The organism is Nocardioides sp. LML1-1-1.1 (assembly GCF_040676175.1).
GTDB lineage: Bacteria > Actinomycetota > Actinomycetes > Propionibacteriales > Nocardioidaceae > Nocardioides.
The window spans coordinates 552,632-577,710 of record NZ_JBEGHK010000002.1; the positions used below are offsets into that span (position 1 = coordinate 552,632).

Annotated in this window: 27 protein-coding genes; 6 read left to right on the forward strand and 21 right to left on the reverse strand. The window is 72.2% G+C overall.

The window, feature by feature from the left end:
- Position 1 precedes the first annotated feature (1 nt).
- On the reverse strand, positions 2 to 817 hold the full coding sequence (locus MRBLML1_RS09410; protein WP_364514728.1) for a M57 family metalloprotease: 816 nt from the start codon (positions 815 to 817) through the stop codon (positions 2 to 4).
- Positions 818 to 958: 141 nt separating this feature from the next.
- Here MRBLML1_RS09410 and MRBLML1_RS09415 point away from each other — a divergent pair, with 141 nt between their 5' ends.
- The 3 genes from MRBLML1_RS09415 (at position 959) to MRBLML1_RS09425 (ending at position 4,289) form a co-directional block, all read left to right on the forward strand.
- Positions 959 to 1,738 (forward strand): exodeoxyribonuclease III, encoded by a 780-nt coding sequence (locus MRBLML1_RS09415; protein ID WP_364514731.1) that lies wholly within the window; start codon positions 959 to 961, stop codon positions 1,736 to 1,738.
- A complete protein-coding gene (locus MRBLML1_RS09420) occupies positions 1,735 to 1,956 on the forward strand; it encodes a hypothetical protein (protein WP_364514734.1) in 222 nt (73 codons plus the stop codon). Before MRBLML1_RS09415 ends, MRBLML1_RS09420 begins: the two co-directional genes overlap by 4 nt.
- Before the next feature lie 98 nt (positions 1,957 to 2,054).
- Positions 2,055 to 4,289, forward strand: coding sequence for a bifunctional diguanylate cyclase/phosphodiesterase (locus MRBLML1_RS09425; RefSeq protein WP_364514737.1), 2,235 nt, complete (start codon positions 2,055 to 2,057; stop codon positions 4,287 to 4,289).
- A gap of 10 nt (positions 4,290 to 4,299) precedes the next feature.
- On the opposite strand, the gene MRBLML1_RS09430 is transcribed toward MRBLML1_RS09425, so the two are convergent.
- From MRBLML1_RS09430 to MRBLML1_RS09465, 8 genes are all read right to left on the reverse strand, one after another.
- Positions 4,300 to 5,085: a glucosamine-6-phosphate deaminase gene (locus MRBLML1_RS09430; protein ID WP_364514740.1), complete on the reverse strand. Its 786-nt coding sequence runs from the start codon at positions 5,083 to 5,085 to the stop codon at positions 4,300 to 4,302.
- Positions 5,085 to 6,182, reverse strand: coding sequence for an N-acetylglucosamine-6-phosphate deacetylase (nagA, locus tag MRBLML1_RS09435; protein WP_364514742.1), 1,098 nt, complete (start codon positions 6,180 to 6,182; stop codon positions 5,085 to 5,087). Before nagA ends, MRBLML1_RS09430 begins: the two co-directional genes overlap by 1 nt.
- On the reverse strand, positions 6,175 to 7,080 hold the full coding sequence (locus tag MRBLML1_RS09440) for an ROK family protein (protein ID WP_364514745.1): 906 nt from the start codon (positions 7,078 to 7,080) through the stop codon (positions 6,175 to 6,177). The genes nagA and MRBLML1_RS09440 overlap by 8 nt, the downstream gene beginning before the upstream one ends.
- Positions 7,077 to 8,483, reverse strand: coding sequence for a glycoside hydrolase family 3 protein (locus tag MRBLML1_RS09445; RefSeq protein ID WP_364514748.1), 1,407 nt, complete (start codon positions 8,481 to 8,483; stop codon positions 7,077 to 7,079). Before MRBLML1_RS09445 ends, MRBLML1_RS09440 begins: the two co-directional genes overlap by 4 nt.
- Positions 8,480 to 9,322 carry a carbohydrate ABC transporter permease gene (locus MRBLML1_RS09450; protein ID WP_364514751.1) on the reverse strand — a complete coding sequence of 281 codons (843 nt, stop codon included), beginning with the start codon at positions 9,320 to 9,322 and terminating at the stop codon, positions 8,480 to 8,482. The genes MRBLML1_RS09445 and MRBLML1_RS09450 overlap by 4 nt, the downstream gene beginning before the upstream one ends.
- Positions 9,323 to 9,327: 5 nt before the next feature.
- A complete protein-coding gene (locus MRBLML1_RS09455; protein WP_364514754.1) occupies positions 9,328 to 10,227 on the reverse strand; it encodes a carbohydrate ABC transporter permease in 900 nt (299 codons plus the stop codon).
- A gap of 76 nt (positions 10,228 to 10,303) precedes the next feature.
- Positions 10,304 to 11,581: an extracellular solute-binding protein gene (locus MRBLML1_RS09460; RefSeq protein WP_364514757.1), complete on the reverse strand. Its 1,278-nt coding sequence runs from the start codon at positions 11,579 to 11,581 to the stop codon at positions 10,304 to 10,306.
- Between the two features lie 41 nt (positions 11,582 to 11,622).
- Entirely contained in the window at positions 11,623 to 12,747 is a 1,125-nt protein-coding gene (locus MRBLML1_RS09465; protein WP_364514760.1) for an ROK family transcriptional regulator, read from the reverse strand.
- Positions 12,748 to 12,838: 91 nt separating this feature from the next.
- Here MRBLML1_RS09465 and MRBLML1_RS09470 point away from each other — a divergent pair, with 91 nt between their 5' ends.
- Both MRBLML1_RS09470 and MRBLML1_RS09475 read left to right on the forward strand, forming a co-directional pair.
- Positions 12,839 to 13,915 carry an ABC transporter ATP-binding protein gene (locus MRBLML1_RS09470; protein WP_364514763.1) on the forward strand — a complete coding sequence of 359 codons (1,077 nt, stop codon included), beginning with the start codon at positions 12,839 to 12,841 and terminating at the stop codon, positions 13,913 to 13,915.
- A gap of 40 nt (positions 13,916 to 13,955) precedes the next feature.
- Positions 13,956 to 14,375: a DUF6542 domain-containing protein gene (locus MRBLML1_RS09475; RefSeq protein ID WP_364514765.1), complete on the forward strand. Its 420-nt coding sequence runs from the start codon at positions 13,956 to 13,958 to the stop codon at positions 14,373 to 14,375.
- Between the two features lie 6 nt (positions 14,376 to 14,381).
- On the opposite strand, the gene MRBLML1_RS09480 is transcribed toward MRBLML1_RS09475, so the two are convergent.
- The 3 genes from MRBLML1_RS09480 to MRBLML1_RS09490 form a co-directional block, all read right to left on the reverse strand.
- Positions 14,382 to 14,984, reverse strand: coding sequence for a hypothetical protein (locus MRBLML1_RS09480; protein ID WP_364514768.1), 603 nt, complete (start codon positions 14,982 to 14,984; stop codon positions 14,382 to 14,384).
- 86 nt (positions 14,985 to 15,070) lie between these two features.
- Entirely contained in the window at positions 15,071 to 15,691 is a 621-nt protein-coding gene (locus MRBLML1_RS09485; protein WP_364514772.1) for an L-threonylcarbamoyladenylate synthase, read from the reverse strand.
- 8 nt (positions 15,692 to 15,699) lie between these two features.
- A complete protein-coding gene (locus tag MRBLML1_RS09490) occupies positions 15,700 to 16,716 on the reverse strand; it encodes a 4-hydroxy-3-methylbut-2-enyl diphosphate reductase (RefSeq protein WP_364514775.1) in 1,017 nt (338 codons plus the stop codon).
- A 59-nt stretch (positions 16,717 to 16,775) separates the two neighbouring features.
- On the opposite strand from MRBLML1_RS09490, the gene MRBLML1_RS09495 reads away from it, so the two are divergent.
- A complete protein-coding gene (locus MRBLML1_RS09495; RefSeq protein ID WP_364514778.1) occupies positions 16,776 to 17,357 on the forward strand; it encodes a hypothetical protein in 582 nt (193 codons plus the stop codon).
- A gap of 93 nt (positions 17,358 to 17,450) precedes the next feature.
- On the opposite strand, the gene rplQ is transcribed toward MRBLML1_RS09495, so the two are convergent.
- From rplQ to MRBLML1_RS09540, 9 genes are all read right to left on the reverse strand, one after another.
- Positions 17,451 to 18,029: a 50S ribosomal protein L17 gene (gene rplQ / locus MRBLML1_RS09500; RefSeq protein WP_364514780.1), complete on the reverse strand. Its 579-nt coding sequence runs from the start codon at positions 18,027 to 18,029 to the stop codon at positions 17,451 to 17,453.
- Positions 18,030 to 18,173: 144 nt separating this feature from the next.
- On the reverse strand, positions 18,174 to 19,196 hold the full coding sequence (locus MRBLML1_RS09505) for a DNA-directed RNA polymerase subunit alpha (RefSeq protein WP_364514782.1): 1,023 nt from the start codon (positions 19,194 to 19,196) through the stop codon (positions 18,174 to 18,176).
- A gap of 134 nt (positions 19,197 to 19,330) precedes the next feature.
- A complete protein-coding gene (gene rpsD / locus MRBLML1_RS09510; protein WP_364514784.1) occupies positions 19,331 to 19,939 on the reverse strand; it encodes a 30S ribosomal protein S4 in 609 nt (202 codons plus the stop codon).
- 31 nt (positions 19,940 to 19,970) lie between these two features.
- A complete protein-coding gene (gene rpsK, locus MRBLML1_RS09515) occupies positions 19,971 to 20,372 on the reverse strand; it encodes a 30S ribosomal protein S11 (RefSeq protein ID WP_056750442.1) in 402 nt (133 codons plus the stop codon).
- A 58-nt stretch (positions 20,373 to 20,430) separates the two neighbouring features.
- On the reverse strand, positions 20,431 to 20,805 hold the full coding sequence (gene rpsM, locus MRBLML1_RS09520) for a 30S ribosomal protein S13 (RefSeq protein WP_139621500.1): 375 nt from the start codon (positions 20,803 to 20,805) through the stop codon (positions 20,431 to 20,433).
- 189 nt (positions 20,806 to 20,994) lie between these two features.
- Positions 20,995 to 21,108, reverse strand: a complete 114-nt coding sequence (gene rpmJ, locus MRBLML1_RS09525; RefSeq protein WP_008361054.1) for a 50S ribosomal protein L36 — start codon at positions 21,106 to 21,108, stop codon at positions 20,995 to 20,997.
- A 42-nt stretch (positions 21,109 to 21,150) separates the two neighbouring features.
- Positions 21,151 to 21,372 (reverse strand): translation initiation factor IF-1, encoded by a 222-nt coding sequence (gene infA / locus MRBLML1_RS09530; RefSeq protein ID WP_028656368.1) that lies wholly within the window; start codon positions 21,370 to 21,372, stop codon positions 21,151 to 21,153.
- 163 nt (positions 21,373 to 21,535) lie between these two features.
- Positions 21,536 to 22,585: an LLM class flavin-dependent oxidoreductase gene (locus MRBLML1_RS09535; protein ID WP_364514791.1), complete on the reverse strand. Its 1,050-nt coding sequence runs from the start codon at positions 22,583 to 22,585 to the stop codon at positions 21,536 to 21,538.
- Positions 22,586 to 22,625: 40 nt separating this feature from the next.
- Positions 22,626 to 25,076, reverse strand: a complete 2,451-nt coding sequence (locus MRBLML1_RS09540) for an FHA domain-containing protein (protein WP_364514794.1) — start codon at positions 25,074 to 25,076, stop codon at positions 22,626 to 22,628.
- Positions 25,077 to 25,079 lie beyond the last annotated feature (3 nt).

Here is a 25,079-nt window from a genome sequence, read left to right on the forward strand (position 1 = left end):
GTCACGAACCGTAGAGCGCGCGCACTCCCTCGGCGTCGGAGGCCTGGAACTTCAGGTTGGCCGAGCCGCCGTTGCACTGCGGGTAGTGCATGATCGAGGAGGAGTCGTACGGCGTGAGCGGGCGCCAGTTGTTGTCCTCGAAGCAGGTGCCCGACTCCGGGCGGGTGTGCTCATGGCGGAAGCCGAGCGTGTGGCCGAGCTCGTGGCCCAGCACGTCACCGGGCGTCCAGCTGCCCGAGGACCAGATCGAGTCGTCGACGAGGACGTTGCGCTGGCTCTTCGGGCTGCTGGGGAAGAACGCCCGCGCGATGTACTGCGTGGTCTGCACCGGCTCGACGGAGAAGAGCACGTTCTTGTTGCGGGTGGTGCACTTGCCGTCCTGAGCGGGGACGTAGACGAAGTTGACCTTCGACGACGCGGCCTCCCAGAGCCCGCCACCGGTCGCCATCGCGGCCACGATGTCGTCGTGCCGGGTGCCGAACTTGGTGCTGACGCAGTAGGTCAGGTTGGCGACCTGCGAGGCGCTCCACTTGTCGTCGACGCCGCCGACGGTGTTGACGATGAGGCCGTCGTGCATCGACTGGGGGGCCACGACCTTGTCGTAGAACTCCTTGAGCTGCTTGTTGCCGGAGACGATCTCGTCGCCGTTGACGACGTAGGCGCCGTCGACGTCCTGGTAGGTCGACGCCTTGAACTCCTGGTACGACGGGACCGCGGTGTCGCTCTCGGCCGCCACAGCCGAGGCGCTGGCGCCGGCGATCGCCGCCACCAGGCACGCGACGCCCACAGAGATCCTGCTGGTCTTGGAGGACAACATTCAAGAACCTTTCATCGGAGACCGGGTTCGTCATATCGAAGTGGCACCAGAAGGTGGTCGACAAGAGATCTTGCGGCTCACAAATCCGCACCTCTGGAGGCTGCATGAACATGAGGAAGGCAGGCCCTCTAGCCTCTTCGGGTGCGGATCGCCACCTGGAACGTGAACTCGCTGCGCTCACGGATCGACCGCGTCGAGGCCTTCCTCGAACGCCACGACGTCGACGTGCTCGCGGTGCAGGAGACCAAGGCCCGTGAGGACCAGCTGCCGTTGATGGGCCTGCAGGCGCGCGGGTACGACGTCGCGGCCCACGGCCTCGACCAGTGGAACGGCGTGGCGCTCATCAGCCGGGTCGGGCTGGAGGACGTGAGCGTCGGCTTCCCCGGGCAGCCGGGCTGGGGCGATCCCGGCGTGGTGGAGGCGCGGGCACTGGGCGCCACCTGCGGCGGGATCCGGATCTGGAGCCTCTACGTGCCCAACGGCCGCAAGCCCGACGACCCGCACTACGTCTACAAGCTCGACTGGCTCTCCCGGCTGAGGGAGGCCTCGGCGCAGTGGCTGGACACCCCGACCGCGCTCGTCGGCGACTGGAACATCTGCCCCACCGACGACGACGTCTTCGACGTGGCGCAGTTCAAGAGCTCCACCCACGTCACGCCACCCGAGCGGGCCGCCTTCCAGCGCTTCCTCGACGACGGCTGGGCAGAGGTGACCCGGGCGCACGCGCCGGGCTACACCTACTGGGACTACTACCGGCAGCGCTTCGAGCGCGACCGCGGGCTGAAGATCGACTTCGTGCTCGGCTCGGCGGGCCTCGCCGAGCGGGTCACCGGTGCGTTCATCGACCGTGACGAGCGTGCCGGCCAGGGCGCGTCCGACCACGCGCCGGTCGTCGTCGACCTGACGGACGCGCCCCGATGAGCGCGAGCACCCCCACCGCGGGGCAGGCCGCCGCCGGCGTCGCCTTCTTCGTCGTCCTCGCCGCGATCTTCGCGGCCCTGCTGCCCGCGGAGGACGACGCCGGCAACCGGGCCTTCCTGGTCGCCGGCAGCTGCCTGTCGCTGGTCATGGCCGCCTGGCGCGCCACCTACCTCCGCCAGGCCCTCAAAGCCGCGCGGTACGACGCCCCGGGCCGATAGCCTGGGCCGATGGCCGTCGGGACCTGCGTCTGCTCGGACGCACGCAGGGGTAGTGCGCGGACGTGCCGTACGCGACAGGCCCTCGACGCGGGGTGGTGGTGAGCCGCCGCGCGCACCGGGCCGAGCACCTGCTCGGGCTCGACCTCGCGCTCCTGGCGGGGGCGCTCGCGGTCGTCGTCGGCAGCCTGTGGGTGCACGACCTCGAGGCGCCGCAGTGGAACCCCTTCAGCCTGGTGGCGCTGGTGTGCGTGCCGGTGCTCATCCGGTTCGGGATGGTGGTGGAGTCGGCGTCGGGGACGCTCCGGGCGAGCACGGCACCGGCGATCCTGTTCGCCTACGACCTGCGTGAGCCCCAGCTCTTCCTGCCCTGCTGGGCGATCGTGGTGCTGGCCAGCCACGTCGCCTTCTTCGGCGCCCGGCGCGGCGTCGGGCGCGGCAGTGTCGAGGTGCTGGCGGGTGCGGTGATGGTCGCCGTCGCGCACCGGGTGGACGTGGGGCTGTGGCCGCTGGACCGGGTGCTCGTCGCGACCGTGACCTTCTCGGTGACCGTGGTCGTGCTGGAGCTGCTGCGCTCGGGCGGCGCGCCGGCCCGGCTCCTCGACGGCGTACGACGATCGGACGTGCTGCTCGTGGTAGGCGGGCTCTTCCTGGCCTGCGTCGTCGTGGTGATGCTGCGCACGGCCTACAACGACACCCCCGAGGTGGTGACCGGGCTGCTGGGCGCGGGCTGCCTGGCGGCCTTCGTCACGGCGCAGATCCTGATGGCGCGGCTGCAGGCCAACGTGCGCGGGGTCGAGGCACTGTCCGCGGCGGGCCAGGCGATGCCCTGGCCGGGTCCGCAGATCGACGCGCTGCTGGTGCGCTTCGTGCGGGCGGCGGTGCGGGCCCGCGACGTCCGCATCCTCGCCGAGCCGGCCACCGGGCCCGGCGTGCTCAGCGTCCCGCTGGAGGGCGGCACACACCTCGTCGTGGAGCGCACCCGCGGCGACCTCCCGTTCAACCGCAGCGAGGCGCGGCTGCTGCGCTCGTTGGCCGGCCTGGCGAGCACCGCGCGCACCCAGGCCGTGCAGCAGTCCCAGCTGCTGCGCCAGGCGACGACCGACGACCTGACCGGGTTGCAGACCTACGCCCAGTTCCGGCTCAAGGTCGAGCCGCGCGGGCTGGACCGCAGCGAGAAGCAGCGGATGGTGGTCGTGTTCCTCGACCTCGACGGGTTCACCGGCCTCACCGCGCGGATCGGCCACCTGGACTCCGACCTGGTGCTGCGCGAGCTCGGCGAGCGGCTGCGCACCCGGATGCCGGCGGGGGTGGAGACGTGTCGCTTCGGCAGCGACGAGTTCGTCGTGCTGGCGAGCCTCCCCGACGACGAGGCGGCACGACGCCTGGAGCGCAGCCTGCACGCGATCGTCGAGGAGCCGATGGCGGTCGGTGACCAGATCCTCCAGGTCACCGCCTCGCTCGGCGTGGCCACCTCGCACAGCCGGTTGGAGAGCATCGACTCGGTCATCCGCCGCGCCGAGGCCCGGATGCGGCAGGCCAAGAGCGGGCGCCGGCGCCCGAAGACCGAGCAGCAGGCCGAGGTGATCCAGCGGCTGCTCGACGAGCGTGGGTTCGAGGTCGTGCTGCACCCGCTCGTGGCGACCGGCACCGGCGAGCTCGAGGGCGTCGAGGCGCTGCTGCGCAGCGAGGACGAGGTCTTCGGCCGGCTCTCCCCGCTGGTGGTCGTCGACTCCGCCGAGCGAGCCGACCTGCTCGACGAGATGACCGAGACCGTCGCACGCCAGGCCATCGACGCCGTACGACGCATCGACGCCCTGCTCGGCCGCCAGCACCTGCTGACGGTCAACGTCGAGTTCAGCCAGCTGCGCCGCGACAGCCCGCTGCTGCAGACCCTCGTCGACCTCGTCGCCGAGCACCACGTCTCGCTCGCGCTGGAGGTCTCCGAGCGCGCCTTCGACGCCTGGACCGACGAGATCGACGAGATCGCGCGTTGGCTGCGCGAGGCCGGCATCTCGCTGGCGATCGACGACTTCGGGGCGGGCTACTCGACGTACGCCCTGCTCAACCACTGGTCCTGGGACCTGGTGAAGCTCGACCGCAGCCTGGTGGTCGGCGACCGGCCGGCGGAACGACGGCTGCTGGCGCACGTGTCGTACCTGCTGCGCGACCTCGGCTTCCCGATGGTCGCCGAGGGCATCGAGGACGAGCAGCAGTGGGACTTCGTCGAGGAGCTCGGCATCGAGTGGATCCAGGGATGGGTGATCTGCCGCCCGATGCGGCCCGACGAGCTGTTGGCACGGCTGCGGCAGGGCAGCCGGTTCGCGCCGGCGTGAGCGTGACGGCTCAGAGGCCCTGCCACTCCGGCTTCGCGTCGTAGACCTCGCGGTAGTGTGCCCGGCGCGCCAGCGCCCCCGCGGCGGAGGCGTCGGCGAGCACCGTGACGTGCGGGTGCAGCTGCAGCACGGACGCCGGGCAGGACGCGGTGAGCGGCCCCTCGACGGCGGCGGCGAGCGCGGCTGCCTTGCCCGGCCCGGTCGCGAGCAGCAGCAGGTGCCGTGCGCGCAGGATCGTGCCGAGGCCCTGGGTCAGCACGTGGCGCGGCACGTCGTCGACCGAGTCGAAGAACCGGGCGTTGTCGCGCCGGGTCTGCTCGGTGAGCGTCTTCATCCGGGTCCGTGAGCCGAGCGAGGAGCCGGGCTCGTTGAACGCCAGGTGCGCGTCGCCACCGATGCCGAGGACCTGCACGTCGACGCCGCCCGCCGCCTCCAGCGCGGCCTCGTAGCGCTCCCCCGCCATCGGCAACCCGTCCGGCGTGGGGTCCGGGCCGTGCACCCGGTCCGCGCCGATGCCGAGCGCGTCCGTCAGCTCGCGGGCGATGGTCGCGCGATAGCTCTCCGGGTGCCCGGCCGGGAGACCGACGTACTCGTCGAGGGTGAAGCACCGCACGCCGTCGTACGACGGGGCGAGGCCGGCCTCGTGGCGGCGTACCAGCTCCCGGTAGGTGGGCAGCGGCGTCGAGCCGGTCGCGAGCCCGAGCACGGCGCCGGGGCGGCGGCGGACCACCGTCTCGATCACGTCGGCCGCAAGCACGGCGACCTGCTCGGCGGACTCCAGCGGGACGATCTCCATCACGTTCCTCCGTGCAGCAGCCGGCCGCCGACGACGGTGGCGACGACCCGCAGGTCGTCGTCGACGAGGGTGAGGTCACCACGGCTGCCCGGGCTGAGGCGGCCGCGGTCGGGGTCGCCCAGCAGGGCGGCGGGGACGCTCGTGCAGGCGGCCACGGCGTCGGCCAGGGACCGGCCGGTCGCGCGGCGCAGGACCCGCAGGCACTGGGCGAGGTCGGCGGCGGAGCCGGCGAGCGTGCCGTCGGCGAGGCGGACCGTGCCGTCGCGGACCTCGACCTCCTGCTCGCCCAGCCGAGCGGGGCCGTCGGGCATCCCGAGCGCCGCCGTGGTGTCGGTGACGAGCAGCAGGCGGTCACCGAGCGCGGCGGCGTACGCCGCGAGGGTGGTGTCGTCGAGGTGGTGGCCGTCGGCGATGACACCGGCGACGAGACGGCCGTCCGCGAGCGCGGCACCGACCGGGCCGGGCGACCGGCCGCCCAGCGGCGGCATCGCGTTGCCGAGGTGGGTGAGCGCACGGGCGCCCCGGTCGGCGGCGGTCCGCACCTGCACGGCGGTGGCCTCGGTGTGCCCGACCGCCACGACCACGCCGCGGGCGACGAGGGTGTCCACGAGGTCGAGCGCACCGGGCAGCTCGGGCGCGAGGGTGACCATCGCGACGCCGGCGTCCCGCGACCAGCCGTCGGCGATCTCCGGCACGGGCGGGCGCAGCCAGGACTCCGGGTGGGCGCCCTTGCGGGCGGGCGCGATGAGCGGCCCCTCGAGGTGGAGACCGATCGGCACCGCACCGGTCCAGCCCTCGGGGGGACCGGCGGCAAGGGTCGCCAGCGCCCGCTCGCGCTGGGCGGGCGCGGAGGTGATGACCGTCGGCAGGAAGGCCGTCACCCCGAACCGCGGCAGCACGGCGGCGACCTCCCAGAGCCGCTCCGGCTCCCGGGTCAGGTCGATGCCGGCGGCGCCGTTGACCTGGAGGTCGAGGAAGCCGGGCAGGACGTGCAGACCGGTGGCGTCGAAGCGGTCGCCGGCCCCGGGAGCCGCGGCGATCCGGCCGTCCACGATCGCGACCTCGCACGAGCCGCCGGTGACCAGCAGGTCAGCCATCACGCCTCCCCAGCAGTGCGGCACCGAGCGCGGCGACCGGTACGTCGCGGGGCACCAGCCGGACCCGGCCGGCCAGGTCCAGGGACGCCAGGAACGGCGACCCGGTGGCCTGCTCCGCGAGCGCGTGCGCGACGGCGACCCGCAGCCGCTCGCCGACGTTCGCGACACCGCCGCCGAGCACGACGACCTCGGGGTCGACGGTCAGCGCGACGAGCCGGACCGCGTCGGCGAGGTGCGCCGCGAACGCGTCCCGCACCCGGGCGGCCTCCGCGTCCCCGGACGCGGCCGCGTCGAACAGTGCCTGCGCGGGTGGTGCGCCGGCGGAGGGCCACAGCGCCGCCAGCGCCGAGCCGGACGCGACCGTCTCCAGGCAGCCCACCTGGCCGCACTCGCAGGCCAGGCCTGCCGGGTCGACCGGGATGTGGCCGATCTCGCCGGCGGCGTTGCGGGCACCGCGGCGCAGCACGCCGCCGAGGATCGTGGCCACGGCCAGCCCGGTGCCGATGCTGAGGTAGGCCACGTCGTCCTCGCCGAGGAGGGTGGCCGCGCCGAGGGCCGCCGCGTTCGCGTCGTTGTCGAGCACGACACGCAACCCGGTCGCCGTACCGAGCCGCTCGCTGAACGGGAAGCCGTCGTCGACCCCGAGGTTCACGGCGTGGCGCACCGTGCCGTGGTCGGTGTCGACCAGGCCGGGGATGCCGACGCCGACGACGCCGTCGAGGTCGTGCCCGGAGTCCGCGCGCAGCCGGGCGACGACGGCGGCCGCCGTGGCGACCACCTCGGCGCCACCGGCCGGGCTGCCCGTGCGCACCTGCGCGAGCACCTCGCCGTCCGGTCGCGCGACCACGCCGAGGATCTTGGTGGCGCCGATGTCCAGCCCCACGAGCAACCCGCTCACCGCTGCCAACCCGCCTCTCGCAAGATCTCCTCCACCGCGGCGATGGACGGTCGCCCGTTGCCGCGGGTGCACAGCCGCGCGTGCGGTGTGCCCTCCCACCCGGTCCGCGGGCCGGGCCAGCCCCACTCGACGACGACCACGGGACCGGACGCCGCCGCGAGCATCGCCGCGACGCCGGGACGACGGTGCCCGTCACGCACCTGGACGACGAGCGGCCCGTCGGGCAGCGCCTCGCCCTCGTGCACTGTGACGTCCGGGTCGATCCCCCACCGCCCCACCCCGACCGCGATGTTCGCCTCGGTCGCCACGCTCACCACCCGCGCACCGCGCAGGTCCGGCAGTGCGCACTCACGGACGACGGCCGCACGGGCCGCGGCGACGTAGCGCTCCTCGTCGGGCGTGACGTGCGGGTCGACCGCCGGCGGTCGGCGCAGGTCCGCGACCCGGTCCGCGGCGTCGACCAGGCGCGCCAGCGGCAGTCGCTCCTCGCGGACGGCCTGGAGGATCGCGCCCTGGATCGCGCGCACCAGCGCGGCGTCCTTGTCCGGCCCGGTGCAGAGCAGGTCGACGCCCGCGACGAGCGCCTCGACCGCGGCCTCGGGGATCGAGCGCGCGCCGGACGCACCGGCCATGTCGAGCGCGTCGCTGACGACGACGCCGTCGTAGGCGAGGTCGGTGCGGAGCAACCCGAGCACCGGGGCGCTCAGCGTCGCCGGGCGCTCGGTGTCGAGGGCCGGCACCATCAGGTGCGAGGTCATCACCGCCGCGGCCCCGGCCTCGACGGCCGCCGCGAACGGCACCAGCTCGCGCGCCCGCAGGGTGGCGAGGTCCGCGTCGAGCACGGGCAGCGTCAGGTGGCTGTCCTGGGCGGTGTCGCCGTGGCCCGGGAAGTGCTTCACGCAGGCCGCCACGCCCGCCTCCTGGAGCCCGGCGACCCAGGCCGCCACGTGGCGGGCCACCAGGTCCGGCGCGGCGCCGAAGCTGCGCGTGCCGATCACCGGGTTGGCCGGGTTGCTGTTGACGTCGGCGACCGGGCCGAGGTCCAGGTCGATGCCGTACGACGCCAGCTCGGCACCGACCGCGCGCCCCACGGCCGTGGTGAGGTCGAGGTCGTCGTAGGCGCCCAGCACCGCAGGCCCCGGCACCGGGCTCGCGTCGTCGCGGTGCAGGCGGGTCACGTCCCCGCCCTCCTCGTCGGTGGCCACCAGCGCCGCGGGCCGCCGCGCGCGGATCTCGCCCACCAGGGCCCGCACCGCGGCCGGGTCGCCCGGCAGGTTCGACCCGAACAGGCAGATCCCGCCGAGGCCCTCGTCGAGCAGCGCCGCCCAGTCGGCCGGCAGCGTCGTACCGGCGAACGAGCCCAGCTGCACCCGCAGCGCCAGCTCCGCGATCAGCCCGCTCATCCCTTCACCGCGCCCGCGGTGATGCCGGAGACCATCCGGCGCTGGACGACGAGGAAGAACAGGATCACCGGGATGGTGATCAGGGTCGAGGACGCCATGATCGCGCCCCAGTCGACACCGCGGCTGCGGGAGTCGGTGAAGGCCACCAGCCAGACCGGCAGGGTCTCCTTCGACGGGTCGGTCATCACCACGACCGCGAGGGTGAACTCGTTCCACGCCTGGATGAAGCCGAACACCCCGGTCGCCACCAGCCCCGGCGCCAGCAGCGGCAGGGTCACCTTGAAGAACGCCTGGGTGCGCGAGCAGCCGTCCATCATCGCGGCCTCCTCCAGCTCCCTCGGCACCCCGGCGACGAACCCGCGCAGCGTCCACACGGTGAACGGCAGCACGCTGGCGACGTAGACGAGGGTGAGGCCGACGACGGAGTTGAGCAGGCTCATCCCGTCGAGCATCTTGTACTGGCTGATGAACAGCGCCTCCGCCGGGATCATCTGGATCACGAGCAGCGCCAGGATGAAGGTACGACGCCCGCGGAACCGGAACCGGCTCACCGCCACGGCCGCCAGGAAGGCGAACAGCAGCGCCACGGTGACCGTGAGCAGGGTGACCGTCAGGCTGGTGACGAGCGCGTCGGTGAAGGAGCCGTCGGCGAAGACGCGGCGGTAGTTGTCGAGGGTCCCGTGGGTCGGCACCACCTCGGGGTGCTCGCCCTTGATCCGGTTGCGCGGCAGGAACGAGCGGCTGACCATCCAGTAGACCGGGAAGACGCAGGCGAGGAAGACGAGCACGCCGACCACGTCGGCGCCGATCCGCGCCGGGAAGGATGTCTTGCGAGCCATGCGCCTCAGTCCTCCTCCTGCTTGAGCATCATCCGGACGTACGGCGCGGTCAGCACGATCGTCAGCACGAGCATGAACATCGCGGCCGCGGCGGCCATGCCGAAGTCACCGCCCTTGATGCCGAGCGTGTAGATGTAGGTGCCCAGCAGGTTGGTGTCCTTGCTGATCCCGCCGGCCTTCTGCAGCGTGTAGATCTGGGTGAACACCCGCAGGTCCCAGATCACCTGGAGCAGCACGACGACCAGCAGCACGGAGCGGATCGACGGCAGCACCACGTGGACGAACCGCTGCCGGGCGCTCGCGCCGTCGATCTGCGCGGCCTCGACGACGTCCTCGGGGACCTGGGTGAGCGCGGCGTACAGGGTGAAGGCGACGAACGGCACGCTCATCCAGACCACCACGAGGGTCGCCACGAGGAAGAAGGACCACGGGTCGATCAGCCAGCTGTGGCCCTCGAAGTCACCACCGAGCGCGGTGAGGAGCCAGTTGACCACGCCGTACTCGGTGTCGAAGAGGAACTGCCACACGGTCATCGCCGCGACCACCGGCATCGCCCAGGCCAGCAGGAGCCCGCACTGGGTGAGGATCCGGACCACCTTGCTCATCCGGGTCATCAGCAGCGCCAGGCCGAGCCCGATGCCGAAGGTGAGGCCGGCGTTGACGAGGCAGAAGGCGACGGTGCGCGCCACGACCGGCCACAGCTCGCCGTTGCCGAGCAGGTCGCGGTAGTTGCCGAGACCGATCCACTCCGGCGCCTGGCCGAATTGCTGGGCCAGGCCGAACTCCTGCAGCGAGAGCACCACCTGGCGCACCAGCGGGTAGCCGAGCGCCAGGCCGAGCGCCACGATCGCCGGCAGCACCAGGCCGAACGGCAGCGACGAGCGGCGTGCGGAACCGCGTGCCACGTCTTCTCCTCTCCGGTACGACGCCCGGCCGGTCTCGGTGCCCCGGCCGGGCGTCGTCGTCAGGTCGACCTGTCGGTCAATTCAGCTCGGCGGTGATCTTGTCGTCGGCCTCGGCGGCGAGCTTCTTCACGTCGCCACCCTGGGCGATCTCGCTGTAGAGGTCCTCCAGGACGAACTTGCCCTCCACCGTCGCCCACGCGGCCGCGGCCGGCGTCAGCTTCGCGTTCGACGCCGCCTCCACGGTGGCCTTCGCGAACTGGTCGTCACCGAGCTTGGTGGCCAGCGACTCCTTGGCGGGCGTCAGCCCGGCCTCGGCGAGGATGGTCTGGTAGTCCTCGCTGAGCATCAGGTCGAGCACCTTGCGGGAGAGCGCCTGGTTGGGCGACTTCGCGGAGATGGCGATGTCGGAGCCGCCCAGCAGCACCGGAGCGGGACCGTCGTCCGAGCCGGGCAGGGCGAACACGCCGACCTTCTCGGCGAGCTTCGGGCAGCCGCTCTTGGGGTCGGTGAGCATGCCGTAGACCCAGCCCGGGCGGGACATCATGCCGATCTTGCCGGCGCAGAACGGGGTGACCGGGTCGGACTCGTTGGCGTCGGCGGGGGCGCCGGACGCGGCGTCGTACAGGTCCTGGAAGGCGGTGAGGCCGGCAAGTGACTCCGGGGTCGAGAGCGTGCCCTTCCAGCCGTCGCCGTCGGGCGCGGCGAAGTCGCCACCGGCGTCCCACAGCAGCGCAGCACCGTCGCGCCAGTCCTTGCCCGGCAGCCAGTAGCCGGAGAAGTCGGCCTTGCCGCTCTTCTGCTTCAGGGTCGTGGCGGCCGTGACGAACTCCTCCATCGAGGTGGGCACGGCGGTGATGCCGGCCTGCTCGAAGAGGTCCTTGCGGTAGAACACGTACGTCGAGCCGGCGTAGTAGGGCACCGCGAAGGTCTTGCCGTCGACCGTCGCGCCGTCGACGAAGCCGGGCAGCAGGTCGTCGCCGCCGAGGTCGTCGAGGTCGTCGCTGAGGTCGCTGAACGCACCGACGGTGGTGAAGGTCGGGGCCTGGGTGTTGCCGACCTCGACGACGTCGGGGGTCTGGTCCGCCGAGGTCAGCGCGGTGGTGAGCCGCTCGACGAGGCCCTCCCACTCCTGCTGCTCGATGGTGAGCGTGGAGCCCGGGTTCTGCTCCTCGAAGGTCTTCTTCAGCCAGTCCCGGGCCGGCTGCGGGGTGTCGGTGCCGTTGAGCCAGACGACGAGGTCGGCCTTCGCCGGCCCGTCGCCCTTGCTGTCGCCGTCGTTCTCCGAGCCGCACGCGGCGGTTGCGGCCAGGAGCGCGGTCGTGGCCGCGACCGCCAGGGTCTTCTTGATTCGCACAGCTAGTTCCCTTCGATCTTTCTTGGTGGTGAAACGGGGGGTCAGGAGACGCCCAGCTCGCCCGAGAGCACGACACCGGTCGCGCCGACGAGGACGCCGTCGTCGCCGAGGGTCGAGACCCGGACGACGAAGCCGGCGGAGGAGACCGGCATGACCCGGTCCCGGACGGCCGCCTCGGCGTACGACGCCAGGGGGCCCACGAGGTCGGCCGGTCCGCTCAGCACGACCTCGGCGAGGTTGAGGGTGGCGACGACCGGCGCGAGCGCCTGGCCCAGCCGGTCGCCCGCGTCGCGGAGCACGGTGTCGGCGTCGCCGTCGGCGACCCGCCGCCGCAGCCGCGGCACGGCGACGAAGGTCTCCAGGCAGCCGGGCCGCCCGCAGCCGCAGGTCTCGCCGTCGGCATCGACCTGGACGTGGCCGATCTCGCCGGCGGCACCGCCGTGGCCGTGCAGCACCGCGCCGCCGAGCACCATCCCGGCGCCGACGCCGGTGCTGAGCCGGAGCAGCAGGAGCCCGCCCTCGCCACCCCCGCCGAAGGTGTACTCCCCCATCACCGCGGTGTTGGCGTCGTTGGCGACGTAGACCGGCAGGTCCAGGGTGGCACCCAGCGTCTCCGCGAGCGGTACGTCGTGCCAGCCCAGGTTGGGCGCGTCGAGCACCACGCCCTCGGGGCTGACCACGCCGGGGGTCGCGACGGCGACGCCGAGCAGCGGCCGGCTGCTGCGCGCGGCGAGGTCGGCGGTGAGCTCCTCCACGAGCGCGGCGGCCTCGGCGCCGCGACGTCCGTCGAGGGGCCGGGCGTCGCGCAGCACGACCTCGCCGGCGAGGGTGAGCACGGCGCCGACGACCTGGTCGTCGACGGAGAGGTCGATGGCGACGACGTGCTTGGCGTCGGGCACGAGGCCGACCAGCGTGGGCGGCTTGCCGACGCGGGTCTCGACCGGGGCGCCGAGCTCCTCCAGCAGTCCCTCGCCGATCAGCTCGGCGACCAGGTCCGAGACGGTGACCCGGGTCAGGCCGGAGCTGCGGGCCAGGTCGGCGCGGCTCGCCGGGCCGTCGGCGAAGAGCTCCTGCAGGAGCATCGCGCGGTGGTGACGGCGGGAGTCGGCCCGCCGGAGCTTGATCCGGTCACGGGGGGCCTGCGAGGTGGGACTGCGCCAGGACATGTTTGTTAGTTCACCATACTTACATATAAGGTGCAAGCATTCCGTGCGACCCAGGTCACACTTCGGTGACCACGACCCGGCAGGAGCAGCGATGGCCCGCATCACCTTCGAGGCCGCCCAGCGGTGGTACGACGGCGCCGAGTCCCCCGCCGTCCCCGGCATCGACCTCGTCGTCGAGGACGGCGAGCTGCTCGTGCTGGTCGGGCCGTCCGGCTGCGGCAAGACGACCACGCTGCGCATGCTCGCGGGCCTGGAGGAGGTCGACGCCGGCCGGATCCTGATCGGCGAGCGCGACGTCACCCGGCTCGCCCCCAAGGACCGCGACATCGCGATGGTCTTCCAGAGCTATGCGCTCTACCCGCACAAGAGCGTGCGCGACAACCTCGGCTTCGCGCTCAAGATCGCCGGCACCGCGCGCGAGGAGCGCGAGCGCCGGGTCGAGGAGGCCGCCGGCCTGCTCGGTCTCACCGACCTGCTCGACCGCAAGCCGCGGGCACTGTCCGGCGGCCAGCGGCAGCGGGTGGCGATGGGCCGGGCGATCGTGCGCGAGCCGCAGGTCTTCTGCATGGACGAGCCGCTGTCGAACCTCGACGCCAAGATGCGGGTGCAGACCCGCAGCGACATCGCCCGGCTCCAGCGCAGCCTCGGCGTCACCACGGTCTACGTCACCCACGACCAGGTCGAGGCGATGACGATGGGCGACCGGGTCGCGGTGATGGACCGCGGCGAGATCCAGCAGGTCGACAGCCCGCTCGCCCTCTACGACCGGCCCGCCAACCTCTTCGTCGCCGGCTTCATCGGCTCCCCTCAGATGAACCTGCTGCCCGGTCGCGTCGACGGCTCCCGGCTCCACCTCGGCGGCCACGAGGTGCCGCTGGACGCCGCGACCGCCGCCGCGCTGACCCGCGAGGTCACCGTCGGCGTACGCCCCGAGGCGTGGCGGCTCGTCGGTCCCGGCGCGGGCCTCCCGATGCGGGTGCACCTCGTCGAGGAGCTCGGCTCCGAGGGCTTCGCGCACGGCACGGCCGACCTCGGCGGGCGCGAGGCGGCGGTCGCCGTCCGGGTGCCCACGCGGGGACAGGTGGCCCCCGACGACCTGCTGCACCTCGCCGTCCCGGCGGGCGGGGCCCACGTCTTCGACAGCACGACCGGGCGCCGCCTGGGCTGAAATCCCCGGGACCGGGCCGGTGACGACCTAGCGTGGACGTGTGAGCACCGTGCAGGCCCGGCCCGCCACCCTCTGGGAGGCCGGCAACCGCCGCGCCCCGGCGGTGCTGCGGCTCGCGTCCGCGCTGCTGGTCACCGCCGCCGTGCTGGACCTGCTGCTGTCCGGCCGGCTCGGGCTGTTCTTCGACCTGGTCTTCGTGACCCTCAGCGTCGGGCTCGCGCTCGCCGTCCGGCCCAGCGACTTCTTCCCGGTCGGCGTCTTCCCGCCGCTGGCCATGTTCGGGGTCGTGCTGCTGCTCGCGATCAGCCGTCCCGAGGCGGTCGCCCGCGCCGACGACGGCGCCGTGCAGGCCACCGTCTCGGGGCTGTCCGGGCACGCGATCGGCCTGGCGCTGGGGTACGCCGCGTGCCTGGGCCTGCTCGCCGTACGACGGCAGTGGGTGGCGACGCACCCCCGCTGAGCGCCGTCAGTGGCCCAGGGTGAGCGGGCCGGACCCGGTCGGCGGGCTGTTGGTCCAGGTGCCGGCGACCGCGACGTCGTCGCCCGGGAGGACGTCGATGATCGGGCACATCACGCCCGTCACGTTGCTGGTCGTCAGGGTGGACGAGGTCGCGGTGAACTTCTGCGTCGCGGTGTCGAACGTCCCGACGACCGTGCCGGAGATGCTGAAGGTGCACCCCGGCGACGCCGCCTGCGCGGCCGCGTTGGTCAACCTCATCGGCCACACCGTGCCGGTGGGGTCTCCGGGCACCACCACGTTCCAGGACCCCGTGGGGGTGATCGTCGTGGTGCCGCACCCGCCGGAGGTCAACGTGCTCAGGTAGCCCGCGCGGACGGAGTGGGCGCGCGCCGTACCGGGGTTCTCCACGACGCCGGCGAGCGTGAACGTCGTACAGGTGGTGCTGATGCTGACGGTGGAGAACGTCACGCCGGGGCTGTCCGCGACGAGGCGCAGCGACGGACCTCCGCCCGGCTTGTACGGGTTGGTCGCGGAGGCGGGGACGGCGGTGGCGACGACGGCGGCCGCGAGCGCGGCGGCGGCGAGTGCCCGGGGCAGGGTGGGGGTCATGCCGGCAGACTCACACCGCCGCGGCCGACGGCCCAGGGCGACGCCGATCTCTTGACCGAGAACCGGACGGGCGTCCGGAGAACGACCTAGAAGCGGTCCGGGTCCCCCGCGCCGCGGCGCAGCACCTCCGGCACTCCCTCGGACCAGTCGACCACCGTCGTCGGCTCGGCGGGCGTCTCCCCCGCCTCGACGACGATGTCGACCTCGTGGTCGAGGTCCTCCTTGATCTCCCAGCCCATCGTGCGCGGCTCGGTCTCGCCCGGGAGGATCAGGGTGGAGGTCAGCAGCGGCTCGCCGAGCTCGGCGAGCAGCGCCTGGACGAAGGTGTGGTCGGGGATGCGCACACCGACGGTCTTCTTCTTCGGGTGCAGCAGCCGCCGCGGCACCTCCGGCATGCCGGGCAGGATGAACGTGTAGGGCCCGGGCGTCGCCGCCCGGATCGCGCGGAAGGCCGCGTTGTCGACGTGCACCAGCTGGCCGAGCTGGGAGAAGTCGCGGCAGACCAGGGTGAAGTGGTGCTTGTCGTCGAGGCCGCGGATCTTCAGGATCCGGTCCCGGCCGTCGCGGTTGCCGACCCGGCAGCCCAGCGCGTAGCCGGAGTCGGTCGGGTAGGCGATCAGCGCGTCGTCGTCGCGCAGCGCGGTGACGATCTGCTGGAGCAGCCGGGGCTGCGGGTTGTCCGGGTGGACGTCGAGGTAGCGGGCCACCACTGCCCCTAGAGCCGGACCGCGGTCTTGGTGCTGCGACCGGCGGCCTTCAGGTCGCGGTGCAGCTCCTTGGGCAGCGAGAACGCGAGGGTCTCCTCGGCCGTCTGGACGGCCCGCGCGTCCGGGTAGCCACGCTCGGCGAGGTAGGCCAGCACCTCGGTGACCAGGTGGTCGGGGACCGAGGCGCCCGAGGTGACGCTGACGGTCGCGGCGCCGTCGAGCCACGACTCGTCGAGCTCGGACACGTCGTCGATGCGGTAGGACGCCTTGGCGCCCGCCTCCAGGGCGACCTCGACCAGGCGCACCGAGTTGGAGGAGTTGGCGCTGCCGACGACGATCACCAGGTCCGCCGCCGCACCGATCTCCTTGACCGCGACCTGGCGGTTCTGGGTGGCGTAGCAGATGTCGTCGCTCGGCGGGTCCTCCAGCTGGGGGAACTTGGCCCGCAGGCGGCGTACGGTCTCCATCGTCTCGTCGACGCTCAGCGTCGTCTGCGAGAGCCAGGCGAGCTTGGCGTCCGGCGGGAACTCCAGCCGCGCGACGTCGTCGGGGTGCTCGACGAGGACGGTCTGCTCGGGCGCCTCGCCCGCGGTGCCCTCGACCTCCTCGTGACCGGCGTGCCCGATCAGCAGGATGGTGTAGCCGTCGGCGGCGAAGCGGACGGCCTCGCGGTGCACCTTGGTGACCAGCGGGCAGGTGGCGTCGATGGTCTTGAGCTCGCGCTCCGCGGCCTCGTTGACGACGGCCGGGGACACCCCGTGCGCGGAGAAGACGACGGTCGCGCCCGGCGGGACCTCGGTGAGCTCCTCGACGAAGATCGCGCCGCGCGACTCCAGGTTGGCCACCACGTGCTTGTTGTGGACGATCTGCTTGCGGACGTAGACCGGCGCGCCGTAGAGGTCCAGCGCCTGCTCCACCGTCACGACCGCACGGTCGACCCCGGCGCAGTAGCCGCGGGGGGCGGCGAGCAGCACCTCACGCTCGCTGTCCTCGAGCAGGCGCGGCGTACCCAGGTCGATCGTCATGGCTCCAGTCTACGGACCGGCGCCGCTGCGGCCGAGTCCGCGTGTGGCACCCTGCGCGGGTGCCTCTCCTGCTGCTGCTCGGCGTGCTCGCCGCGGACCTCGCGGCCACGCTGTGGTGCTGGAGCCAGAACGGCGGCCCGCCCGAGCCGGGCACCCGGTTCGTGCTGCTGCTCCCCCAGCTGCTGTACGTCGCCGTGGTCACCGCCGTCGCCCGCGACGCCGACCGGCGGCTGCTCGCCGCGGGCCTGGCGCTGCTCTCGCTACCGATGATCGCCGTGAGCGACCTCGCGATCGAGGTCGCCGCGGGCGACTCGTGGGTCGAGGTGGAGTCGCCGCTGCTGCGCCTCGACGCGCTCCTGGTGGGTCTCCCCCTGGTGGCCGCGTGGGGCGCGGCCCGGCTCGGCGGCCGCTGGCAGGTGGGGTTGCTCGCCGTACCGGCGACGGTGATGGTGCAGATGGTGCTCAACCGCGCGGTGGCGACACCGGTCTGGGAGGCGGCCTACCCGGGGCCGGACGGCGGGCCGCCGGTGCTGCCCGGCGTGCTGTGGTGGGCCTGGGAGCTGCTGCCGGTGCTCCTCGGCGGCCTCGCGTGCCGGTGGGCGGCGGGGCGGCCGGCACCGGTGACACCCCCGGCATCCTGAACCCGCGCCCGGACTGCCGTGCGTGTCACTCACCGCAGATGCACGACGGCCCGCCACCCTCGCGGGTGACGGGCCGTCGATGAGAGCTGTCGCTCAGGCCTTGTCCTCGTCGGACTCCTCGGCGGGAGCCTCCGCCTCGGTCTCGGCCTCGGCGGTCTCGACGTCGGTCGAGGACGTGTCGACGACCTCGGTCTCCTCGGTCTCGACGGGCGCCTCGACCTCGGCCGGGGCGTCCTCGGCCGGCTTGCTGACCTCAGCCGCCGGAGCAGCCTTCTCGGCCTTCGGCGCGGACGGCGTGAACTCCTCGGTCACCAGCTCGATGACGGCCATGGGGGCGTTGTCGCCCTGGCGCGGACCGATCTTGGTGATCCGGGTGTAGCCGCCCGGGCGCTCGGAGAAGGTCGGCGCGATCTCGGTGAAGAGGGTGTGCACGACACCCTTGTCCCGGATGACCTTGAGGACCTCGCGGCGCTGGTGCAGCGGGTTCTCGCCAGCGTGGGCCTTCTTCGCCTTGGTGATCAGCTTCTCGGCGTACGGACGCAGGGTGCGCGCCTTGGCCTCGGTCGTCGTGATCCGGCCGTGCTCGAAGAGCGCGGTGGCCAGGTTCGACAGGATGAGGCGCTGGTGCGCGGCGCCACCGCCGAGGCGGGGGCCCTTCTTGGGCTTGGGCATTGCTCTCTCGTTTCTCCCCGGCCGTGTCAGGTACCGGGGTAGGTGTGTCCCAGGTGGGGACGGATCAAAGTCCGGCAGCGTGTCGGGAGGCGAGCGAGCTGCAGCTTGCTGCCGCCCCACTCGCCGGAGACACGCTCGGACCGACTAGAACTGCTCGTCCTCGACGAAGCTCTCGTCGTCGTCCTCGTCGTCGCTGTAGTTGGCGAGGGCGGCCGACGGGTCGAAGCCCGGGGCGCTGTCCTTGAGGGACAGACCCATCTCGTGCAGCTTGGCCTTGACCTCGTCGATGGACTTCGCACCGAAGTTGCGGATGTCCAGCAGGTCCTGCTCCGAGCGGCTGATGAGCTCACCCACGGTGTGGATGCCCTCGCGCTTGAGGCAGTTGTAGGACCGGACGGTCAGCTGCAGGTCCTCGACCGGGAGGGCGAGGTCGGCGGCGAGCTGCTCGTCGACGGGCGAGGGGCCGATGTCGATGCCCTCGGCCTCGACGTTGAGCTCACGGGCCAGGCCGAAGAGCTCGACCAGCGTCTTTCCGGCCGACGCGATCGCGTCGCGGGGCAGGATGGACGGCTTGGTCTCGACGTCGATGACGAGCTTGTCGAAGTCGGTGCGCTGCTCGACACGGGTGGCCTCGACCTTGTAGGTCACCTTCAGCACGGGGCTGTAGATGGAGTCGACCGGGATCCGGCCGATCTCGTTGTCGGCACCCTTGTTCTGCACGGCGGAGACGTAGCCGCGGCCGCGCTCGACGACGAGCTCGAGCTCGAGCTTGCCGTTGTCGGAGAGGGTGGCGATCTTCAGGTCGGGGTTGTGCACCTCGACACCGGCCGGCGGCGCGATGTCCGCCGCGGTGACGTCACCGGCACCCGACTTGCGCAGGTACATGGTGACCGGCTCGTCGTGCTCGGAGGAGACGACGAGGCCCTTGAGGTTGAGGATGATCTCGGTGACGTCTTCCTTGACACCGTCGATCGTGGAGAACTCGTGGAGGACGCCATCGATCTTGATGCTCGTGACCGAGGCACCGGGGATCGAGGAGAGGAGCGTACGACGCAGCGAGTTGCCGAGCGTGTAGCCGAAGCCGGGCTCGAGCGGCTCGATGACGAAGCGCGACCGGAACTGGTCGACGCTCTCCTCCGAGAGGCTGGGGCGCTGTGCGATGAGCACTGGTTTCTTTCCTTTCCGGGTCGACCGCTATATGAGGACCCAGAGCTGTTGCGAACAGGAGAAGAGGGACTGCGGGGGTGCCGCGTGCCCGCCCCGGCATCCTCTCGTGGAGGGCGGCCGGGACGGGGCTGCGATCACTTCTTGGAGTAGTACTCCACGATGAGCTGCTCCTGGATGGGCAGGTCGATCTGCTCGCGCACGGGCACCGAGTGCACCAGGATCCGCATGCGGGTCGGGAGCGCCTCGAGCCAGGCCGGGACGATCCGCTCGCCGTGCGTCTCGCGGGCCACGATGAACGGCGTCATCTCGAGCGACTTCTCGCGCACGTCGATGATGTCGTACTGGGTGACCTGGAAGGACGGGATGTCGACCTTCTTGCCGTTGACCAAGAAGTGACCGTGGGTCACCAGCTGGCGGGCGTGGCGGCGGGTGCGGGCGAAGCCGGCACGGTAGACCACGTTGTCGAGGCGGCACTCGAGCAGCTGGACCAGGTTGTCGCCGGTCTTGCCCTGGCGACGGGCGGCCTCCACGTAGTACTTGTGGAACTGCTTCTCCAGGACGCCGTAGGTGTAGCGCGCCTTCTGCTTCTCCTGGAGCTGGTTGCGGTACTCGCTCTCCTTGATCCGCGCGCGGCCGTGCTGGCCCGGCGGGTAGGGGCGCTTCTCGAAGGCGGCGTCGCCGCCCACGAGGTCGACGCCGAGACGGCGCGACTTCTTGGTCAGGGGTCCGGTGTAACGGGCCATGTCGGTTCTCCTCTAAGTCTTGTCGTGCGCGTCAGACGCGGCGGCGCTTCGGCGGGCGGCAGCCGTTGTGCGGGGCGGGGGTCACGTCCTGGATGGTGCCGACCTCGAGGCCGATCGCACCCAGCGAGCGGATCGCCGTCTCGCGGCCCGAGCCCGGGCCCTTGACGAAGACGTCGATCTTCTTCATGCCGTGATCCATCGCCCGACGGCCCGCGGCCTCGGCGGCCATCTGAGCGGCGTACGGGGTGGACTTGCGGGAGCCCTTGAAGCCGACGGTGCCGGCAGAGGCCCACGAGATCACCGCACCGGTCGGGTCGGTGATCGTGACGATCGTGTTGTTGAACGTGCTCTTGATGTGGGCCTCGCCCTGAGCGACGTTCTTCTTCTCCTTGCGGCGCACCTTCTTGGCGCCCGCGCGAGCCTTGGGAGGCATTCGCTATCTCCTTACAGGAACTGGTCGTGAGGCTCAGTGAGATCGCCGAGGCGATCGATCACTTGGCCTTCTTCTTGCCGGCAACCGTGCGCTTCGGGCCCTTGCGGGTGCGCGCGTTGGTCTTGGTGCGCTGACCGCGGACCGGAAGGCCCATGCGGTGACGGCGACCCTGGTAGCTGCCGATCTCGATCTTGCGACGGATGTCGGCCTGGACCTCGCGACGGAGGTCACCCTCGATCTTGAAGTTCGCTTCGATCTCGTCACGGAGCTTGACCAGCTCCTCGTCACCCAGCTCGTGGACGCGAAGGTCCGGGCTGACGCCGGTGGCCTTCAGCAGCTGCTGGGCGCGGGTACGGCCGATGCCGTAGATGTAGGTGAGAGCGACCTCGATGCGCTTGTCGCGCGGCAGGTCGACTCCGACGAGGCGAGCCATGGATGGCTTCCTTTCGATGGATCACGGTGGTCTGGTCGTGATGCGTCCGGGCGTTGTTCCTGTGCTGCCCAGCTCCGGCCATCCGCTCCGGAGGTGGTTCGGTCCCACTCGTTGGTCGAGCTTGTCGAGACCTAAGCGATCACGTTGATGAGGTGTTCAGTTGTGCGGCCCGGGGGCCGGCGTCAGGACTCAGCCCTGGCGCTGCTTGTGGCGAGGGTTCTCGCAGATCACCATGACGCGGCCGTGGCGACGGATCACCTTGCACTTGTCACAGATCTTCTTCACGCTCGGGTTGACCTTCATGTCAGCCCTTTCTTGCTAGTGGCGGAAGTGAGCCGATGGGCCTCACTTGTAGCGGTAGACGATCCGTCCGCGAGAGAGGTCGTACGGCGAGAGCTCCACCACCACGCGGTCCTCGGGGAGGATCCGGATGTAGTGCTGGCGCATCTTGCCGCTGATGTGGGCAAGGACCTTGTGGCCGTTGCTCAGCTCCACGCGGAACATGGCGTTCGGAAGGGCCTCCACGACGGAGCCCTCCATCTCGATGACGCCTTCTTTCTTCGCCATGTCTCACAATCTGCTCGGGGATGATGTCTACCGTCCGGCCCGGGAACCTCTCGCGGAGCGAGTGGACCTCGTACGTTGGTGCACCACACACGCAACCCACGTTGGACCGACACGCCAGTCTATGGGCAGCCCGCAAGGAACTCCCAATCGGCGATCGCCGGGCTCAGCCGGCCAGCAGCTCCAGGGTGCGCACCCGTGCGGGGGCGGTGCGCGGGTCGGTGCCGCCGAGCGCGCCGCCGACGGGGTGGACCATCACCTCGTCCACGCCGTACGACGCGGCGAGGGCCGCGAGCTGCTCGCGGGCCGTGCTCGCGTCGCCGATGACCCACTTCGCGCGCATGGCGTCGATCAGGCCCTCCTGGGCCTCGGTCAGCCCGGCGGCGACGATGGTCTCGGCGTCCTCGACCGTGCGCTGGGCGACCAGCGGCTGGCCGGTGCGCAGGGCGAGCATCTGCAGCAGCTGCGGCAACGCCTGGCGGTGCGCCTCCTCGGCGGTGTCGGCCACGGAGGCGTTGACGGTGAGGAAGGTCCGCGGGGCGTCCGCCTCCGGGGAGGGCTGGAAGGTGGAGCGGTAGAGCTCGAGCGCCTCGGCGGTCCCGGCACCGGAGAAGTGGTGGGCGAAGACGTAGGGCAGGCCCTTGGCCGCGGCGAGCCGCGCGGAGTAGTCCGAGGAGCCCAGCAGCCACACCGCCGGCACAGACGTCGCCGACGGGGTGGCGCGCAGGACGTGCTGGCCGCCGCGCAGGGCCAGGCCGACACCGGCCGGCTCCATCATGGCGAGCACGTTGTCGACGTACTCGGGGAAGCGGGCGACCGCGTCCTCCTCCACTCCCCCGCCGCCGTGCCGCAGCGCCCAGCTCGTGACCGGGTCGCTGCCCGGGGCGCGGCCGATGCCCAGGTCGATCCGGCCCGGGTACGCCGCCTCCAGGAGCGCGAACTGCTCGGCCACCACCAGCGGGGCGTGGTTGGGCAGCATCACCCCGCCGGAGCCGACCCGGATCCGCTCGGTGGCACCGGCGAGCATGCCGATCAGCACCGGCGGGTTGGTCGCGGCCACGGCCGGCATGTTGTGGTGCTCGGCGACCCAGTAGCGGCGGTAGCCGAGCCGGTCGGCGGCACGCGCCAGGCCGACGGACGCGGCGATGGCGTCGCCGGTGGTCTGGTCGCTGCGGACGGGGACGAGGTCCAGGACGGAGAGGGCGAGCGCGGTCATCGAAGACCCAAGGCCGCGCCGGCCTCCCGCATTCCCGGCGTCAGCTGTCGGCGGTGGCGCTGCGCCGCACCAGCAGCAGCCCGACGCCGTAGGCGACCACCCCGAGCAGCCCGAGCACCATCAGGTCCATCAGGTAGTGCGCGGCGCCGCTCTCGGCGATCCAGTCCTCCTTGTCGGTGCCGGAGAAGCCGTCGGCGAGCTGGATCGCGGAGGCGGAGGCGGCATAGCCCCAGCGCGACGGCGAGAGCCAGGCGATCTGCTCCAGGCCGACCCGGCCCGCGATCTGGAAGAGCGCGCCGGAGAGGACGAGCTGCAGCATGACCAGGCCGACCAGCGCCGGCATGGTCTGCTCCGAGCTGGTCACCAGCGCCGACAGGGCGAGCCCGATCACCACCATCGTCCACGACAGCAGGGCGATCGCGATCGCCACCCGGAAGGTGCCCGCGCCGCCGTCGGCGCCGGGCAGCCCGACCGTGGCGAGGAAGGTGACGACCAGGCCCTGCACGAAGGCGGCGGTGCCGAGGACCAGCACCTTGCTGGTGAAGTAGACGCCTGGGGACAGCCCGACGGCGTACTCCCGCTGGAAGATGGGTCTCTCCCCCACCAGCTCGCGGATCGCCAGCGCCGTGCCCATCAGGCAGGCGGCGACGATGAGCACGGTCACCCGTTGCTGCGCCTCGCCGATCTTGCCGCCGGCCTCGGCGATGGAGATCCCGTCGCTGCCCGGCACGACGCGGCTGAGCCCACCCAGGATGAGGGGCAGCAGCACCAGCATCCCCAGCAGGAGCCGGTCGGCGAAGACGACGGCCAGGTTGCGCTTGACCAGCGTGGAGAGCTGGCGCGCGGTGGACTGGCGCGGCGGGGCCGGCACGGCGGCGTACCCCTGCCGGGCGAGCTGCGAGGTGTCCACGGCGTGCCGCGAGGCCGGGATCCGCTGCCACAGGTCGGCGTCGTCGAGCAGGTCGAAGACCTCGGGGTAGTTGGTCTTGCCGAAGTGGGCGAGGACGCCGTCGGGCGGCCCGAAGTAGGCGATCCGGCCGCCAGGGGCGAGGACCAGCACGTTGTCGCACACGTCGAGGGCGAGCACCGAGTGGGTGACCACCATGACCACGCGGCCGTCGTCGGCGAGGCTGCGCAGCTGGCGCATCACCTCCAGGTCGAGGCCCGGGTCGAGGCCGGAGGTGGGCTCGTCGAGGAAGAGCAGCGGTGGCGCGGTGAGCAGCTCGGTGGCGATCGAGACCCGCTTGCGCTGGCCGCCGGAGAGCTGGGTGCCGATCCGGTTGTCCATCCGCTGCACGAGCTGGAGCTGGTTCGCCACGTGGTTGACCCGGGCGTCCCACTCCTGCGCCGTGGTGTCGGGCGGCAGCCGGAGCTGGGCGGCGAAGCGCAGGCCCTGCTTGACCTTCAGCTGCGGGTGCAGGATGTCCTGCTGCGGCACCAGGCCGATCTGGAAGCGGAGCTGGTCGTAGTGCTGGTAGAGGTCGTGGCCCTGCCAGATCACCCGGCCGTGGCTCGCGGGCTTGAGGCCGGTCAGCGCGCCGAGCAGGGTGGACTTGCCGGCGCCCGAGGGACCGATGACGGCGGTGAGGCTCTTCGGCTCCAGCTTGAAGGAGATGTTCTCGATCAGCCGCTTGCCGCCGCCGACGACCTGGGTGAGGCCGTCGGCGTACAGGGTGAACTCGTGGGCGGTCGCCGAGGCGACGAGCTGCTGGCCGTCCCACCGGAAGGTCTGGTTGCCGAAGATCACCTCGGCGCCGACCGGCAGCTGGACCGCGCCCTGCACCCGGTGGCCGTTGACGAAGGTGCCGTTGAACGAGCCGAGGTCGTGCAGCACCGCGAGCACCTGTGCGGTCGGCGGGTCGAGGCGGGCGTGGTGGCGGCTGACGAGCGGGTCGTCGAGCACGATGTCGTTGGTGTGCTCGCGCCCGATCGACAGCGAGCGGCCGGCCTGGAGCTGCTGGGGCAGGACGACGGAGTGGCCGTGCGGCAGCTGCCCCGGCGGCAGGACGCCGACCGGGCGCCACGCGTCCGCCGGCGCGTCCTGCGACGGCAGCTGCGGCGGCGGCAGGTTCTTCCAGAACTCACCGCCGAGCGGTTGCTGCTGCGGGGTCGCCGGGGCGGGCGCGGGTGTCGGCGTCGGCACCGGGCGCGAGGAGGCCGGCGGCACGGGCCGCTGCGGCGCGGCCGGCGGCGCCGGCTGGCTCGCCAGGACCGTCACCACGACCGGCTCGCCGTCCGGGCCGCCGAGGTGCAGGCTGAGCGGGCCGGCCGGGAGCGGCGTGCGCGTGATCCGCTGGCCGGCGACGTAGGTGCCGTTGCTGCTGGAGTCGACCGCCACCCAGGCACCGCCCTCGCGCAGCAGGGTGAGGTGGTGCCGGGAGGCCCGCCCGTCGGAGACCGGTACGTCGCAGTCGAGCTCGCGCCCGACCACGACCTGCGGCCCGTCGAAGATCCGGGTCGTTCCCGACCACTGCACCTGGAGTCGGTCCACGGG

What these genes read in the sequence shown, in the direction of transcription:
- MRBLML1_RS09470 (WP_364514763.1), top strand. Translation starts at nt 12,839, where the DNA reads ATGGCCCGCATCACCTTCGAGGCCGCCCAGCGGTGGTACGACGGCGCC.
- MRBLML1_RS09480 (WP_364514768.1), bottom strand. Translation starts at nt 14,984, where the DNA reads ATGACCCCCACCCTGCCCCGGGCACTCGCCGCCGCCGCGCTCGCGGCC.
- MRBLML1_RS09535 (WP_364514791.1), bottom strand. Translation starts at nt 22,585, where the DNA reads ATGACCGCGCTCGCCCTCTCCGTCCTGGACCTCGTCCCCGTCCGCAGC.
- MRBLML1_RS09465 (WP_364514760.1), bottom strand. Translation starts at nt 12,747, where the DNA reads ATGTCCTGGCGCAGTCCCACCTCGCAGGCCCCCCGTGACCGGATCAAG.
- rplQ (WP_364514780.1), bottom strand. Translation starts at nt 18,029, where the DNA reads ATGCCCAAGCCCAAGAAGGGCCCCCGCCTCGGCGGTGGCGCCGCGCAC.
- rpsD (WP_364514784.1), bottom strand. Translation starts at nt 19,939, where the DNA reads ATGGCCCGTTACACCGGACCCCTGACCAAGAAGTCGCGCCGTCTCGGC.
- rpsK (WP_056750442.1), bottom strand. Translation starts at nt 20,372, where the DNA reads ATGCCTCCCAAGGCTCGCGCGGGCGCCAAGAAGGTGCGCCGCAAGGAG.
- rpsM (WP_139621500.1), bottom strand. Translation starts at nt 20,805, where the DNA reads ATGGCTCGCCTCGTCGGAGTCGACCTGCCGCGCGACAAGCGCATCGAG.
- MRBLML1_RS09490 (WP_364514775.1), bottom strand. Translation starts at nt 16,716, where the DNA reads ATGACGATCGACCTGGGTACGCCGCGCCTGCTCGAGGACAGCGAGCGT.
- MRBLML1_RS09420 (WP_364514734.1), top strand. Translation starts at nt 1,735, where the DNA reads ATGAGCGCGAGCACCCCCACCGCGGGGCAGGCCGCCGCCGGCGTCGCC.
- MRBLML1_RS09410 (WP_364514728.1), bottom strand. Translation starts at nt 817, where the DNA reads ATGTTGTCCTCCAAGACCAGCAGGATCTCTGTGGGCGTCGCGTGCCTG.
- nagA (WP_364514742.1), bottom strand. Translation starts at nt 6,182, where the DNA reads ATGGCTGACCTGCTGGTCACCGGCGGCTCGTGCGAGGTCGCGATCGTG.
- MRBLML1_RS09445 (WP_364514748.1), bottom strand. Translation starts at nt 8,483, where the DNA reads ATGAGCGGGCTGATCGCGGAGCTGGCGCTGCGGGTGCAGCTGGGCTCG.
- infA (WP_028656368.1), bottom strand. Translation starts at nt 21,372, where the DNA reads ATGGCGAAGAAAGAAGGCGTCATCGAGATGGAGGGCTCCGTCGTGGAG.
- rpmJ (WP_008361054.1), bottom strand. Translation starts at nt 21,108, where the DNA reads ATGAAGGTCAACCCGAGCGTGAAGAAGATCTGTGACAAGTGCAAGGTG.
- MRBLML1_RS09450 (WP_364514751.1), bottom strand. Translation starts at nt 9,322, where the DNA reads ATGGCTCGCAAGACATCCTTCCCGGCGCGGATCGGCGCCGACGTGGTC.
- MRBLML1_RS09430 (WP_364514740.1), bottom strand. Translation starts at nt 5,085, where the DNA reads ATGGAGATCGTCCCGCTGGAGTCCGCCGAGCAGGTCGCCGTGCTTGCG.